The organism is Alkalibacillus flavidus, from assembly GCF_040545925.1.
GTDB classification, from domain to species: Bacteria; Bacillota; Bacilli; order Bacillales; family Alkalibacillaceae; genus Alkalibacillus; species Alkalibacillus flavidus.
Genome location: NZ_JBEPMX010000001.1, coordinates 227,795 through 243,586, shown reverse-complemented (window position 1 = coordinate 243,586; position 15,792 = coordinate 227,795). Strand labels below are relative to the sequence as shown.

Sequence of the window (15,792 nt, the reverse complement as noted above, 5' to 3'; positions counted from 1 at the left end):
ATTAATCGTGAATACATATATTACGGTACAAATTACATGTAATCTGCGGATACATTTTAATGTGTTACATAAATAATCGTTCGATATCATTCCACGTTACAGCAATCATGAGAAGCATTAATAACGCAAAACCAATAAAATGAACGATTCCTTCTTTTTGAGGATCAAGCGGTTTACCACGAATAGCTTCAAGTCCGATAAAGACTAAGCGACCACCGTCTAATGCTGGAAGTGGCAACAAGTTGACAATACCTAAATTAATACTAAGCATTGCCGTCCACATAACGTAACTGAAAAAGCCAGTTTGTACAACATCATCAGTTGCTGAATAAATACCAACAGGTCCTGCTAGAGCATCTAATGATAATTGACCCGTCACAAGTTGACCGACAGCTTCTAAAATTAAGACTGTTACATCATACGTTTGGGTAAAGCCATAAACAAAAACATCACCCGGCGCTTTTTCAAAATGTCTTGCTACGCCTAACCGTCCAATCGTTTGTCCTTGTTCTTCTACTTCTTCTGGCGCGACTGATGTTGTCACGATGTCATCACCGCGCTCAAGCGTTACATCTAATGTTTCGCCTGGTCGTTCCTGCACATACATGACTAAATCTCGCCAAGTACTGATCGATTCATCCTCTACAGAAATGACCTGATCTCCCGGTTGAAAGTCTGCATTAGCTGCAGGTGTGTCAGGTTCTACATCGCCAATTATGGCTTCTTCAGCAGGTACACCTTGAGCAAAGCCTAAGGCAATAAAGAGACCAACCGCCAACACGAAATTCATAAACGGCCCTGCAAACACTTGCAAGAATTTTTGAAAGGCGGATTTACTTGAAAACTGTCGATCATAAGGTGCGATTAACGTTTCTTTTTCATCCATGACAAACAACGCCTGACGATCGACATCGTATTCATGAAAATCATCTGTATCAAGATCATTTGCTTCAAGCGTCAAGGCATGATCCAAATCGATTTTTGATACTTCGACGACTTTAGCATCAGGATGATTGGATTTATTGTTCACGATAATTTTATTAACGCTTCCCTGTTCATTAAACTCTAACCCAACATGATGCCCAGGCTTTAATTCAATAATCTCAGGGTCTTCACCAGCTACACGAACATAACCCCCGATTGGTAATAAGCGTACAGTATATAACGTCTCATGTTTACGGTATGAGAATATTTTCGGGCCAAAACCAATGGCAAATTCCCGCGCTAACATACCTGTTCGTTTCGCTAATACTAAGTGGCCTAACTCGTGAATAAACACGAGCAGACCGAACATTATGATAAATGCTATAACCGTATTCAATACGAGCACCTTCCTTTAATAACGCTGTCTTACGCGCTCACGTGTCTCTTGATCAATCTGTAAAATCGTATCTAAACCAGGTGACTGAATCGTATCGTGCTGTTCTAATTGATCAGAAATTGCTTGTTCAATTCCTAAAAAATCAATCTTGTCATTTAAAAATAGTTGGACAGCTTCTTCATTCGCTGCGTTTAAAACAGTTGGTAATGATCCACCTTCGCGACCTGCTTCATATGCCATTTTTAAACACGGGAAGCGATCAAAACTCAATTCTTCGAAATGTAGTGTGCCGAACGATTTTAAGTCTAACCCCGATGACATGTTATATGGCAAACGATCAGGGTACGTTAACGCATATTGAATCGGAATACGCATGTCAGGTGTACCGAGTTGCGCCATGACGCTTTGATCAGCGAATTCCACCATACTATGTATGACACTTTCTCGGTGCATAATCACATCAATATCATCATATGAAACATCGAATAAACAATGGGCTTCAATGACTTCTAACCCTTTATTCATCATGGATGCTGAATCGATCGTAATCTTCGCCCCCATACTCCAATTCGGATGCTTTAGAGCGTCTTCTTTCGTCACGCCGATAAGCTCATCCCGACTACGGTCACGGAAACTGCCACCTGATGCTGTTATAATCATCTGCTTCATGTCTTGTCGATTTTCGCCACGTAAACATTGATGAATCGCGGCATGCTCGCTGTCTACTGGCAATAAATCAACGCCGTAACGTTTCGCTTCTTCCATGACGAGGTGACCCGCTGTCACTAATGTCTCTTTATTCGCAAATGCAATTTGTTTTCGTGCTCGAATAGCCTCTAATGTGGGCTCCAATCCGACACTACCGAGCAAGGCGTTTACGACTAAATCAACACTGGGGTCTTTAACAATCTCATTTAACGCGTCAAGACCCGAATAAACAGTCACATCCCCCGTTATATGAGGTAGCAAAGCTTGTTTGACTTCGTTATTTTTCACAATTACAACGCTCGGTTTAAGCTCCTCAATGATCGGTTTTGCTACTTCGACTTGTGAGCCAAAAGCCATGGCATATAAATTAAATTCGTTTGGGTGTGCTTTAATGATGTCCGTTGTTTGCACGCCAATGGATCCAGTTGCACCTAATAATACAATATTTTTCATTTGAATACCTCATTCACGTTCAATCTAAAGGAATTGTAAAAAGTGTAAAAATGGGAGCATGAAAATTAAACTATCAAATCGATCTAAAATACCACCATGCCCCGGTAATATTGTGCCAGAATCTTTCACACCATACGTTCGTTTAAGTGCTGATTCAACTAAATCACCGATCTGCGCTAAAATGGAGCCAATGAATGAAATGACAATAACTGATACTATATTATCATATAACGGATGAATCATTTCAAATAATAACGCAATGACAATAGCACTTATAATGCCACCTATAAAACCAGCAATTGTTTTTTTAGGGCTGATCTCTGGCCATAATTTACGTTTCCCTAATGAACGGCCAACTAAATAAGCACCTGTATCTGTGAACCAAATGATCAATAACACAAATAATAAATAATCTAGACCTAATAATCGTGTTTCAGCTACAGTTGCAAACCCTACACTCACATAAATAAACGATAAGACAATGAATGCTACATCAGAATAGGTGATGCGATTTTTGACTAGTACAATATACGCGAGTAAAACAAAAGCTATTAATAACGCGACTTCAGTTATTGAAAACGGTAAGCGTGATGAGAAAGATACCAAGAATAAATCAATATAACCGCCCCATAATAAGACGAAACACAATAAAGATGGTAAGCTATTCCAACTCATGTTATTCATACGTAACAGTTCATGTAACCCAATCGTTGCTAAAAGTCCCATCGCTAATACAAACGGCCACTGACCGTAAATGATAAACGGGATAAATATGAGTAACCCGATGACCGCAGTTAATACGCGTTGCTTCAATCAATCACATCCCTACAATCCACCGAAGCGTCGTTTTCGATGTTGATATTCTAAAATGGCCTCATCTAACGCTTGACCATCAAATTCAGGCCAAAGTTGTTCTGTGAAATAAAACTCCGCATAAGCAACTTGCCATAATAAATAATTACTGAGACGTCTTTCGCCACTTGTACGGATTAATAAATCTGGATCTGGAACATTTGTCGTTAACAATTGTTGACTGAAAAGATCTTCATTTATATCTTCAATCGTTATCGACTCGTCTTGAACAAGCCGGGCCACTTTTTGTGCTGCTTGGACGAGTTCGTGTCGGCTTCCGTAGTTTAACGCTAAAATTAATTTTAAACCATCATTATCTTTTGTTTCTTCAATGGCTTGATTCACAGCTTTTTTGGTGAAGTCTGGCAAGGAATCAAAATCACCGATTGTTGAAATATGAACATTGTTTTCTTTCAAGCCAGGCAAATATGTATCTAGAAATTGAGACGGCAACTTCAAAATAAACTCAACCTCTGAACTCGGTCGTTTCCAATTTTCTGTCGAAAAAGCATAAAGCGTTAACGCCTCAACTCCCAAATCAGAAGCTCGTTTGACGACTTTTTCAATCGATTTCATCCCTTCTCGATGACCAGCGACCCTTGGAAGAGCGCGTTTTTTGGCCCATCGTCCATTACCATCCATAATAATTGCTATATGCCGTGGTATATTATCAGAACTTAGCGGTTGTTCGTCACCCTTTGTTTGTGAACGAAAAAGCATATCGATCCCTCTCCATTATATCCTTAAGAAAAATTCAGCTTCCGCCGCTAAAGCGAAAGCTGTTTAAATGACATATGATGACTTATACTTCAGTGATTTCGTTTTCTTTAGCTTCTAGCAATTGATCGATTTTGTCAATATGCTTATCCGTTTCTTTTTGGACATCATCTTGATATGAACGAAGCTCATCTTCTGTAATGTCACTATCTTTTTCTAATTTCTTCAACTCATCGTTTGCATCGCGACGAATATTACGTACTTGAACGCGAGCTTCTTCCGCATATTTGCGCGTGATTTTAACTAATTCCTTACGACGTTCTTCTGTTAATGCCGGGATATTAATACGAATGACTTTGCCGTCATTATTTGGTGTTAATCCTAAATCAGCTTTTTGAATCCCTTTTTCGATGTCACCCATTGCTGATTTGTCAAATGGCGTAATAACAAGTAAACGTGCCTCAGGTGCTGAAATGTTAGCCAACTGATTCAATGGCGTTTGTGCACCGTAATATTCAACATAAACTGTATCCAAAATAGCAGGGTTTGCTCGACCTGCGCGAACCGTTGCTAATTGTTTCGAAAACGCATCTACAGCGCTAGACATTTTGTCGCGGCAATCTTTAATCACTTCGTCACTCATCGTTATTTCCTCCTAATTATTGTTCCTATTTCTTCACCAGTAACAACGCGTTTGATGTTACCTTCCTCCATAATCGAGAATACTATTAATGCAATGTCATTGTCCATACATAATGATGAAGCTGTTGAATCCATTACGCCTAAACCTTCATTTAATACATCCATGTAACTCAATTCATGATATTTAACGGCATCTGTATTAAGAGATGGATCGTCTGAATATACACCATCAACATTATTTTTCGCCATCAAAATCACGTCTGCTTCAATTTCGGCGGCGCGTAAAGCAGCTGTTGTATCCGTGGAGAAATACGGATTACCCGTTCCACCAGCGAAAATAACAACACGCTTCTTTTCTAAATGACGCATCGCTTTTCGTCTAATGTATGGTTCTGCAACTTGTCGCATTTCAATAGATGTTTGAACACGCGTTTCAACACCTAAATTTTCTAAACTATCCTGTAAAGCGAGTGAATTCATGACCGTCGCTAACATCCCCATATAATCCGCATTAGCTCGGTCCATGCCAACTTCACTGCCTACTTTACCACGCCAAATGTTGCCGCCACCAACAACAATGGCAATTTCTAAGCCTAAGTCGTGGACAGCTTTCACTTGTCTTGCAATCGATTTGATAAATTGTGGGTCAATTCCATTACCTTGCTCACCGCTTAAGGCTTCCCCACTCAATTTTAATACTACTCGGTTGAAATCAGCTTTAGACATATTTACCTCCGTCATTATGTAAGCAATCAATTGTTGTTTTAAAATAGGGAACACCACGTGTCCCCTATTTTAACATCATTACTTCTTAACTTGGCTCATTACTTCATCAGCAAAATTCTCTTCGCGTTTTTCCATGCCTTCGCCGACTTCATAACGTACGAATGTATTGATAGTCGCTCCTTTCGACTCAACATACTGTTTAACCGTTTGATCAGAATCTTTAACAAACGCTTGGTCAAGTAAGCAAATCTCTTCAAAGAACTTACCTAGGCGACCTTCAACCATTTTCTCAACGATATGTTCAGGCTTGCCTTCTTCTAGCGCTTGTTGTTTTAGACGTTCACGTTCTTTATCAACGATTTCTTGATCCACTTCATCACGTGATAAATACTGTGGATTGATCGCTGCAATGTGCATCGCAATGTCTTTAGCAACAGCTTCATCAGTTGTACCATCTAATTGAGTAAGAACGCCAATTTTACCACCCATATGGATGTAGTTACCGATTGCACTGTTGTCACCTTGTTCGAATACTTCAAAACGACGTAGTGAAATTTTCTCACCAATCGTAGCAATAGCTGATGTAATGTACTCGCTTACTGTTTGCTCAGTTCCATTAATCGTTTGTTCAAACGCTTCTTCAACTGTTGCTGGACGATGGTTAAGAACATGGTTTGCCAAATCGTTTAACAACTGTTTGAATTGGTCGTTTTTCGCAACGAAGTCTGTCTCAGCGTTCACTTCAATCATAGCTGCTGCTTGGTCATTTGCAACGATATGCGTTGACCCTTCCGCTGCAATACGGTCTGCTTTCTTAGCTGCTTTTGACATACCTTTTTCACGTAGGTATTCAACTGCTTTGTCTAAGTCGCCATCCGTTTCTTGTAATGCTTTTTTACAATCCATCATACCTGCGCCTGTTTTTTCACGCAGTTCTTTAACTAAATTCGCTGTAATTGCCATTATGAAATCCTCCTTAAGGAAATAACTGATTAATTTATTGACTCGCTCTTAAAAAAAGGTGATAAAAGGTCCTCCCTCTTATCACCTCAACCTTTTACTCTTGAACAGCTTCTTTTTCTTCTTCGTTTTCAGAAGTCATGTCTTCAGCAACATCTTCTGTCGCTTCACCTTGCTTAACTTCTAAAATTGCATCAGCCATTCTGGATGTAATTAATTTAACTGCACGAATCGCGTCATCGTTTGCAGGAATGACATAATCAATTTCATCCGGGTCGCAGTTTGTATCGACCATTGCGACGATTGGGATGTTTAATTTATGCGCTTCTTTAACGGCAATACGCTCTTTACGTGGATCTACGATAAATAGTGCATCTGGAATGCCGTCCATATTTTTAATACCGCCTAAGAATTTCTCTAGACGTTCTTTTTCTTTAAGAATCATAACGACTTCTTTCTTCGGAAGTACGTCAAATGTACCGTCTTCTTCCATGCCTTCGATTTCTTTAAGACGATTAATACGTGTTTCGATCGTTTGGAAGTTTGTTAATGTGCCGCCTAACCAACGTTGGTTAATATAATGCATACCAGCACGAGTTGCTTCTTCCTTCACGGTATCTTGTGCTTGTTTTTTCGTTCCAACGAAAAGAATTGTGCCGCCATCTTGTGCAACATCCTTAACGAAATTGAACGCTTCATCAACCTTCTTAACTGTCTTTTGTAGGTCAATGATGTAAATGCCGTTACGCTCCGTGAAAATATAACGTTTCATTTTCGGGTTCCAACGGCGTGTTTGGTGACCGAAATGGACACCTGCTTCTAGCAATTGTTTCATTGAAATTGCTGCCATAATAAAATCCTCCTAATTGGTTTTTGTTTTCCTCCGACTGCTTCATACATAAGCGAAACTCAATTCATGAGCACCTTCACTTACTTCCACAGACGTGTGTATTAACACCAAAAATAAATATATCACATTATGATGAGGTGGGCAAGCCTTATTGCGTCATTTTATAATGAAATTTTACAATAAGCTCCACTTCTGTATAACCCATATCTAACTGTTTCGCAATCGCTTCGATTGAGTATCCTTGATCATATAATTGAAAAATATCGCGACGAGGTGATTCATACTGTCCATAATCAGGCTGGTTAATCTCGACATAATCTTGTTTCTCGTCAATGATAGAAGCAATATCATACCCTGCTTGCTTTTCAGTTTCGTCACGCTGTGTCTGAGACGATGGCTGATAACGTTGCGAAACATGTTGTTGAGGGGGTTGATAAACTGGCTCTGATGTATGTTGTGATTGGAACGTTTCAGAAGGTTGGGGTGTCGTCTTTGTAGGATGTTGTTCGATTTTAGACATTTCATCTAATAATTTACGGTTTTCGTCCTTAATTTCTAATAAATAAGAGTTGAATAGATCCTCAATTTCCTGTATGCGTCTATCAGCTTCACGTTCATTTTCAGTTGCTTGTCGTAATTTTTGATACAAAAATAAAATCGCCATAAACGCAACGCCATGTAAAATAAGACTGAATATCTCCACTGTTATACCACCTATATTTGTTAACTATCCAGAAAAGTCAACTCGTCCACCTAAATATGGATGAGGTATCGATTGTTTAGGCGCCTGTTGTTTAGATTGTTGACCTTGCCCTTGTTCTTGTTGTCCGTCATTTTGTGATTCTTCATCGTCTTCATTGCTTGCTCGCACTGCTTCATTCGCTTCTAAAACAGCTTTTCGTCTTCGTTCTAGTTCGCGCAGTTGTTCTTGGCTTAATACATCTTGCATAATTTGTGCACGTTGTTGTAATTGATCTTGAAGTTGACCTGCATCTTGTGTTCTTGGAAGAGCAACTTGTAGTTCTACAGCTTTCCAACTCATGCGATCGACTCCTTTATATTTTAGGTCTTTAACATAATGTTACTCCCTATTTAAGGACATCTTGTTACGGACCATCATTAAACGAGTGGATTGACGGAAAAGTCACGATCTTGAAAAATAACCGACACTCTATCGGATTCTTTATCAAATACTTTGGCATACTTTCCGACATTCACTTCTACATTTGGATATATTCTACCATGAACAACAACTTTTATTAACTGTTCTACTTCTTCTTCGCTATTTTCGTCTTTGGCGTAAATTTTATATTTATCATTTAACTCATTTAATTCAAGTCTAACTTTTTCATATGAATGCTTTTGACGAAGCAATGTCACGCGTTCTTTGCTTGATAAATCACGTGTTTGTTTGACTTGTTCTAATTTGTCACCGATAGCCTTTAATTTTTTGAGTTGATCAATTAATTCTTTCATACGTGTTTCAATATAGGTTTTCTTTTCGACTGCTTTTTTATTTTCACCTAAAAAGATCTTCGTTTTTGAGCTCATACGATTACCGATGTCTTTAGCCTCGACGTACTGTCCTCCAGAGACCGAACCACCAATAATGTGACCTTTTTGACATATCACTTGCTCTCTAGCAATGACATCACTATGTAAAATTGAATTGTTCACTTGTACATGACGACCCGCTTCTAAATTGGCTTGATTCACATTGCCCGCAAAAATATCTAATGTCGCCTTGATATGTCCTTTACCTAACGCTGATACACCTTCCTTAATGAAGACAGATCCACAAGCTTCTAAGTACGACGCTTCCACAACCCCTTGAATTGCAATATCGCCGCGCGCTTTTAACGTAAAACCTTCTGGTACATCGCCATTGATCACGATTGAACCATTAAAATCAATATTACCAACTTTTAAGTCTAAATTGTCTTGGACTTCATAAACAGGAAGCACCTTGATTTCTTTTTCTGTAAATGTAACTTGTCCACTATCTGTTGCATAAACCGTCGCATTATTGTCATTTAACTTCGTATTTTCACCTGTTTTTAAGCTAACATCTTTTCCGCGCTTTGGTTTGATATCTTGACCATAGACGTCCGTTCCATTTTCCCCTTCTGTAGGGCTGACGAATGTGACTAATGGGTCGTCAATTTCCACAATGGGAATCTTCATCATTTCTTTAAAATCGACTTTTTGATCGGAATCATCTACTGTATTTTCTGTCATTAAATTAATGTGATAATCTAAATAGCCATCGTCACCATCAACAGCTGCTTGCCCGTGAGCTATAGCTTGACTGTATTTTTTTTCTTCAAATGATTCTGTATTCAAAACAAATTCGCAAAATGATTCAACCGCTTCACGGTCGACTTGAACTTGAACACCTTGCTCTTCTACATATGTCAGTACAGCGTCAACAGTCACTATCTCATCGAAACATTCACGTTCTGTTTCAACTATGGTATCACCGTGATCATGCTCTTGTTCGGTCTGCTCATCAGCATCATTTTCACCATCATTTTCATCGTCAGCTTCTTCATTATATTGTTGTTCTGTTTTAACACTTTCAATATAATCCATGTCGGCTTCGAGTGACGCTGTTAAACGATCATCAGACACTTTCAGCTTAATAAAGTCAGTTAATTCCATTTAACTGACACCCCCTTGTCTTAAGCTAATAATAAGTGGCGTAATTTTGCTATAGCTTTTGTGTGTATTTGTGAAATACGGGATGTTGATAATTCTAATACATCACCGATTTCAGTTAATGTCAATTCTTCTTTATAAAATAAGCTTAGGACCATCTGTTCATTTTCATTTAATTGTTCCATCGTTTGAACTAATTCTGATATATTTTCTTGTTTTATGAGTTGTTGATCAGGTTGAAGTTCGTGCGTGTCTGGAATCGTATTGCGTAAATTCTCTCGTGTATCATCATCCTGCTCAGATGTTTTCTCTTCAATCGATAAAACGTGTGCAAATAGAGTATCTTTCAACACTTCAGCTACATCATCAGCAGGTAAACTTACATAATTAGCCAATTCATCAACAGTGGGTTCTCTTTGGTATGTTTGCTCAAGTGCTTCATATGCTTGTTCGATTTCTTTTGATTTTTCACGCACTGAACGTGGAAGCCAGTCTTCTTTTCGTAAACCGTCGATAATAGCTCCCCTAATTCGAAATGATGCATACGTATCAAATTTCAAATCACGGTCTGTATCAAATTTTTCTAATGCGTCGACAAGGCCCATGAAGGCTAAACTTTTCACATCTTGTTTTTCAACATTTCTTGGAAGGTGGGAATGAATCCGATTAACCTGGTATTCCACCAACGGCATATAATGTTCAACTAATAAATTGCCTGCTTCTTGATCTTTCGTCTCTTGCCATTTATTCCACAATGCGGACATAGAAGTTGTTGACTCATTCAACGCCACGCACCCCCAAGATTAAGATTCTCGTTGTTCTTGTTCATCTTGCATCATCGCTCTAACACGCTCAGCCGCTTCTTCACTGTCGATCGCCTCTTGATCCTCTGTCTCGTTTACAGATAATGGAGTTGCATCATCTGTTGATGAAACGATAAGGTCTTCTTCACGTCTGCGTCTCGTTTCTATTATCCAACTAACCATACGCCGTATTAGAAATACGACAACAAATGTGACGATTAGAACAGCAACACCACGAATCAATGAATGTTGTGGTGTATTATTCATGATCGATAATAAAAATGTATAGACCGCCATAATGGTTGATAATAGAATGTTATACCAAATTGAACCAGCCATTAGATATATGTCACACCTTCTTGAATCGTTCTAATTTTAAGTAACGATTGATCAAGTAAAAACTCAACCGTCCTACCCTTGTTACCACCACAATCTTCTGCAATTAATGGTATCTTATGTTCTTTTAGTATAGCTCTTACAGCCTCGGCATTACGATAACCAATTCGCATCATCTCACTACTGTTTGCCGTGTTAAACATTTGTGCTCCGCCAGCCATCTTTGCTTTTAATCTAGATTTTCGGACGCCTTCCTTTTCGAGCAAGCTTAATAAAGCCTCGATCCCTGTATCTGCAAATTTTGCTTCTTTGAATGATTTATTTCGAGCCATTGATGAATCCGGTAGCATCACATGCACTAACCCCGCTATTTTTGAGGTTTCATCGTATAAGATTAACCCTATGCATGAGCCTAAACCAGCTGTCATAATCGTTTGCGGATGTTTAGCAATATTTAAATCGGCAATACCTACTTTTACGACTTCTGTAACTTGTGTCATGACATGCTGACTCCTAATGCATTAAAAATCGTTTCATAGGCGTCAGGGTTTGGTAATAAAAAGAAATGACCTTTAATATCTTGGTCAAAACCTTCTATATCGTGCAAAATGGTTTCAATCATAATCGCTTGATCTGACATCGTCGAAATTTCAAGCAGGCCTTGTGTTAACATGGCACCAACCATATCAATCGCAACATTCGGGACTGATTGATTAATGTCCAGTTTCGTAAAATCAGAAAAAGCTCTTAAATAAGAACCTGTTAAAATATTACCGAGCTCAAGAAACGCTGATGTCGCAATTTCATCACCGTTTGATACCTTTTGGGTTTCATCACCAACCATCAATTGGGAGAAAATATCAGCTTCTTCTGGCGGAATCATAAAAAACATATTGCCGGTAATGTCACCGGTCGCTTGAACAAAAACCGCTGCTTGAACTTCGTCTTTCCCGCCGATTTCTTCCATCATTTCATCAAATGAAACGATATTAACTATCGGAACCGTCATCGAAACAGAGCGATTGATTAACTGCGATAGAGACGTCGCAGCATTCCCTGCGCCGATATTGCCAATTTCTTTTAATATGTCTAAGTGTAATTGTTCAAAGTTGAAATAATCATTCATCGCGCAAATCCTCTCATGTGCAAAATTAATCGATTGTCGATAGTTGCTCAAACTCTTCTTCAGATAACACTTTATCAAGATTGAGTAATATTAATAATCGTTGATCGACTTTAGCGACTCCTCGGATGTAATCGGCATTAATAGAGCCAACTACTTCAGGTGATGGCTCAACGATATCGTGTGGAACATCAACGACATCATTCGCTGCATCAACGACAACACCAATACTCTTACCATCAACATTAATGATAATAATACGTGTGCTTTCGGTTTGTTCAATTTGTTCTAACCCAAAACGTTCACGGAGGTCGATAATAGGCGTTATAACACCACGTAAATTCATTACACCTTTTACAAACTTCGGAGCACGTGGGACACGTGTTATATTAAAAATTCGTTCAATAGAACCCACATTTTCAATCGGAATCCCGTATTCTTCATCTTTTAATTTAAATACGATCACTTTATCATCTTGTATCGCTTCACTCATGATTACGCCTCCTTATTTAATCAATGCGTTGCTATCTACGATTAAAGCAACTTCACCATTACCTAAAATAGTGGCACCCGAAATAGCAAACACGTTTGATAAGTAGTCACCTAAACTCTTCAACACAATTTCTTGCTGGCCAATGAAAGAATCGACAACTAATCCGGCCATTTGGTCGCCTTTTCGTACAACGACGACAGAATAATAGTCTTCTTCGTCATCATTTGCTTTAGGGACTTCGAAAACATTTCGTAAATCGACAAGCGGTACGATATGACCACGGAAATCAATCACTTCTTTATTATGAGCTTTCATCACTTCTGAGCGCTTAATGACAGCTGTTTCAATAATCGATGATAACGGAATCGCGTACGTTTCTTGTTCTACGACAACGAGCATAACCGAAATAATCGATAAAGTTAATGGGAGTTGAATGGAGAACGTAGTACCTTTTCCAAACTCAGATTCAATCTCAATTGAACCACCTAGTGATTCAATGGTGCTTTTAACAACATCTAAACCGACCCCACGCCCTGAAATATCTGAAATCTCTTGAGCAGTTGAAAAACCACTTGCTAGAATCAATTCATTGATTTGTTTATCTGATAGACTAGAAGATTGTTCTGCACTAACCACGCCATTATCGATCGCTTTTTGCAAGACTTTCTCTTTATTAATGCCTTGTCCATCATCACGAATCTCAACAAACACATGGTTACCACTATGGAAGGCCTTTAACAACATTTTACCTTGGCCAGGCTTCCCTTTACTTTTACGTTCTTCAGGTGTCTCAATACCATGGTCAACTGCATTACGAATTAAGTGAACGAGTGGATCACCAATTTCATCAATGACAGTTCGGTCTAATTCCGTTTCAGCACCTTCAATTTGCATATCAATATCTTTTCCGAGTTCACGTGTTAATTGGCGGACCATACGAGGGAAACGATTAAACACTTGTTCGATCGGAACCATTCGCATCGTTAAGATAATATTTTGTAAATCGCCAGAAATTCTTGAAATACGTTCAACCGTTCCTTTAAGGTCATTATGGTTTAATTCTTCTGAGATTTGTTCTAGACGACCACGATCAATCACCATTTCTTCAAATAAGTTCATAAGAGCATCCAAACGTTCGATATTCACACGAATCGTTTTGTTCCCTGCCGCTTTCTTTTGCTCACCGCCATTATCATTACTTTCATTTTTCTGTGGCGTTTCTGATTGTTCGTCTGATTCGCTTTCGTCAGATGATTGTTCTTGTTCTTGAATTGACTGGTTAGCTTCAGCATCAAATGGTTGAATCGTGACTTCTCTCACTTCGGATACTTTCATAATTTTTGCTTGTAGATCATCTTCGTTATCCGAAGTGACGAGAATAATATCAAAACTTTGGTCAAATTCTTCATTTTCAAGTTCATCAACAGTTGGAACCGATTTAATTACTTCACCACTTTGTTCAAGCACTTCGAATACCATATAGACACGAGCCACTTTTAATAAGCAATCCTCTGATAACGACACGGTGATATGATATACCGATTGTCCATCAATTTTCGCTTGTTCTAATACTGTTTGCTCAAACTGATCGACAGTTAGTGTATTTGAACTGGACGTCTTAGGTTCATCATTAGTTGTCGTAGCAGCTGATTCATTAGCGGCTTCTGTTGTATACTTATCAGGTATAGCTTCACCCGCTTCAATTGCTTTTAATTGTGATACAACAGTACCAACATTCATCGAACCATTTCCGCCTTCAGCAATATCGGCCGTCATGTCTTCTAAATACTCGACTGAATTAAGCAAAACGTCCATGACATCTGAATTGACGCTTACTTTTTCATGTCGAATCGCATCTAACACGTTCTCCATCTTATGTGTTAAGTCGGATAAGTCATCATACCCCATTGTGGCAGACATACCTTTAAGTGTATGCGCCGCTCGGAAAATTTCGTCGACGATTGATAGATTAGTTGGTTCCTTTTCTAATTCTAGTAAGCCGTCATTGACCACTTGTAAATTTTCTTTACTTTCGTCAATGAACACGTCTAAATATTGGTTCGATTCCACACGAATGCCTCCTTATTTCTTAACGACTTGAACTAAAGCATCAGCCATCTCTTTTATTGGTTTGACTAAATGTGGGTTTGCTTCTTCGATGAGCGATTTAGGCATGCCATATATAACAGCACTCTCTTTCGATTCAGCTATTAAATAGGCTGACGGATCATGTTGCTTCAAATATTGTGCGCCTTCTGTCCCGTCATGTCCCATCCCCGTCAGAACAATAGCTACTTTGTTCATATTTGGAACGTGCGCAACGGATTTGAATAACTTATTGACACTTGGACGATGACCACCAATAGGTTCATCTTGAGTAATTACAGCTGCTAAAGAGCGTCCAACGGTTTTGACTTCAAAATGGAAATCGCCTGGTGCAATATAAGCATGACCACGCTTTAACAATTCGCCATTTTGCACTTCATGAATAGGTATGTCAGACAATCGATCCAATCGCTCAGCTAAAGATTGTGTGAACTTAGCTGGCATATGTTGCACAACAAGTATAGGACTATTAAATGATTTCGGGATTCTTGTCAAAAATTCCTGCAATGCTTTCGGGCCACCTGTCGAAACACCTACAGCAACAACGGTTTGATCATGTTGAAACTGAGAAGCTTTTGACGTCGTGTTGACATTCGATTCTTCTTGTGTCATGGCCGGCATCGACGTCGCTTTTTTACGAAGATTGGCTTTGGCTACTTGTTTTACCTTGGTACAAATTTCGTCACTTTTTTTGTTTAAATCGAGAGAAATGGACCCAGACGTTTTATTAATGAAGTCAATTGCGCCGTACTGTAAAGCAGTAATCGTACTCTCTGCCCCTTCGTATGTTAAACTCGATAACATTAAAACGGGAGTTGGTTGTTCTGACATAATGTGTTGTAATGCTGTCAATCCATCCATTACAGGCATTTCAATATCAAGTGTGACGACATCTGGTTTATGTTGTTTTACTTTTTTCAGACCATCTTCACCGTTTCGCGCCGTATCAATCACATGTAGTTTAGGATCTTGATTAATAATATCCGATACGACTTTACGCATAAAGGCAGAATCATCGATGACTAATACATTTTTCTTATTCAT

Annotated in this window: 18 protein-coding genes; all 18 read right to left on the bottom strand. The window is 38.9% G+C overall.

All coding sequences use genetic code 11. The features are described 5' to 3' along the window. Positions 1-64 precede the first annotated feature (64 nt). The 18 genes from rseP to ABID56_RS01175 all read right to left on the bottom strand — a co-directional run bounded on the left by rseP (position 65) and on the right by ABID56_RS01175 (position 15,792). Complete coding sequence (gene rseP, locus ABID56_RS01260; RefSeq protein WP_354218606.1) at positions 65-1,321, bottom strand: RIP metalloprotease RseP; 1,257 nt, start codon at positions 1,319-1,321, stop codon at positions 65-67. A gap of 15 nt (positions 1,322-1,336) precedes the next feature. Beyond that, positions 1,337-2,482 carry a 1-deoxy-D-xylulose-5-phosphate reductoisomerase gene (dxr, locus tag ABID56_RS01255; RefSeq protein WP_354218605.1) on the bottom strand — a complete coding sequence of 382 codons (1,146 nt, stop codon included), beginning with the start codon at positions 2,480-2,482 and terminating at the stop codon, positions 1,337-1,339. Positions 2,483-2,506: 24 nt separating this feature from the next. Further along, positions 2,507-3,295, bottom strand: coding sequence for a phosphatidate cytidylyltransferase (locus tag ABID56_RS01250; RefSeq protein ID WP_354218603.1), 789 nt, complete (start codon positions 3,293-3,295; stop codon positions 2,507-2,509). A gap of 12 nt (positions 3,296-3,307) precedes the next feature. After that, on the bottom strand, positions 3,308-4,054 hold the full coding sequence (gene uppS, locus ABID56_RS01245; RefSeq protein ID WP_354218601.1) for an undecaprenyl pyrophosphate synthase: 747 nt from the start codon (positions 4,052-4,054) through the stop codon (positions 3,308-3,310). Positions 4,055-4,136: 82 nt separating this feature from the next. Continuing rightward, a complete protein-coding gene (gene frr, locus ABID56_RS01240) occupies positions 4,137-4,694 on the bottom strand; it encodes a ribosome recycling factor (protein WP_354218600.1) in 558 nt (185 codons plus the stop codon). A 2-nt stretch (positions 4,695-4,696) separates the two neighbouring features. After that, complete coding sequence (gene pyrH, locus ABID56_RS01235) at positions 4,697-5,419, bottom strand: UMP kinase (RefSeq protein WP_354218598.1); 723 nt, start codon at positions 5,417-5,419, stop codon at positions 4,697-4,699. Positions 5,420-5,497: 78 nt separating this feature from the next. Continuing rightward, the gene (tsf, locus tag ABID56_RS01230) at positions 5,498-6,382 is read right to left on the bottom strand and encodes a translation elongation factor Ts (RefSeq protein ID WP_354218596.1); all 885 of its coding nucleotides are present in this window, start codon (positions 6,380-6,382) and stop codon (positions 5,498-5,500) included. Between the two features lie 94 nt (positions 6,383-6,476). Then, complete coding sequence (gene rpsB, locus ABID56_RS01225) at positions 6,477-7,229, bottom strand: 30S ribosomal protein S2 (protein WP_354218594.1); 753 nt, start codon at positions 7,227-7,229, stop codon at positions 6,477-6,479. A gap of 148 nt (positions 7,230-7,377) precedes the next feature. Continuing rightward, the gene (locus ABID56_RS01220) at positions 7,378-7,932 is read right to left on the bottom strand and encodes a DUF6115 domain-containing protein (RefSeq protein ID WP_354218592.1); all 555 of its coding nucleotides are present in this window, start codon (positions 7,930-7,932) and stop codon (positions 7,378-7,380) included. 24 nt (positions 7,933-7,956) lie between these two features. Next, positions 7,957-8,271 carry a hypothetical protein gene (locus ABID56_RS01215; protein WP_354218590.1) on the bottom strand — a complete coding sequence of 105 codons (315 nt, stop codon included), beginning with the start codon at positions 8,269-8,271 and terminating at the stop codon, positions 7,957-7,959. 77 nt (positions 8,272-8,348) lie between these two features. Beyond that, on the bottom strand, positions 8,349-9,890 hold the full coding sequence (locus ABID56_RS01210) for a flagellar assembly protein A (protein WP_354218588.1): 1,542 nt from the start codon (positions 9,888-9,890) through the stop codon (positions 8,349-8,351). Positions 9,891-9,910: 20 nt separating this feature from the next. Continuing rightward, positions 9,911-10,672, bottom strand: a complete 762-nt coding sequence (locus tag ABID56_RS01205; protein ID WP_377946527.1) for a FliA/WhiG family RNA polymerase sigma factor — start codon at positions 10,670-10,672, stop codon at positions 9,911-9,913. An 18-nt stretch (positions 10,673-10,690) separates the two neighbouring features. After that, complete coding sequence (locus ABID56_RS01200; protein WP_354218586.1) at positions 10,691-11,029, bottom strand: hypothetical protein; 339 nt, start codon at positions 11,027-11,029, stop codon at positions 10,691-10,693. Next, on the bottom strand, positions 11,029-11,526 hold the full coding sequence (locus ABID56_RS01195; RefSeq protein ID WP_354218584.1) for a chemotaxis protein CheD: 498 nt from the start codon (positions 11,524-11,526) through the stop codon (positions 11,029-11,031). The genes ABID56_RS01200 and ABID56_RS01195 overlap by 1 nt, the downstream gene beginning before the upstream one ends. Continuing rightward, entirely contained in the window at positions 11,523-12,152 is a 630-nt protein-coding gene (locus ABID56_RS01190) for a chemotaxis protein CheC (protein ID WP_354218583.1), read from the bottom strand. Before ABID56_RS01190 ends, ABID56_RS01195 begins: the two co-directional genes overlap by 4 nt. 25 nt (positions 12,153-12,177) lie before the next feature. Further along, a complete protein-coding gene (locus ABID56_RS01185) occupies positions 12,178-12,642 on the bottom strand; it encodes a chemotaxis protein CheW (RefSeq protein WP_354218581.1) in 465 nt (154 codons plus the stop codon). Positions 12,643-12,654: 12 nt separating this feature from the next. Further along, positions 12,655-14,712 carry a chemotaxis protein CheW gene (locus ABID56_RS01180; RefSeq protein WP_354218580.1) on the bottom strand — a complete coding sequence of 686 codons (2,058 nt, stop codon included), beginning with the start codon at positions 14,710-14,712 and terminating at the stop codon, positions 12,655-12,657. 12 nt (positions 14,713-14,724) lie between these two features. Continuing rightward, a complete protein-coding gene (locus tag ABID56_RS01175; protein WP_354218578.1) occupies positions 14,725-15,792 on the bottom strand; it encodes a protein-glutamate methylesterase/protein-glutamine glutaminase in 1,068 nt (355 codons plus the stop codon).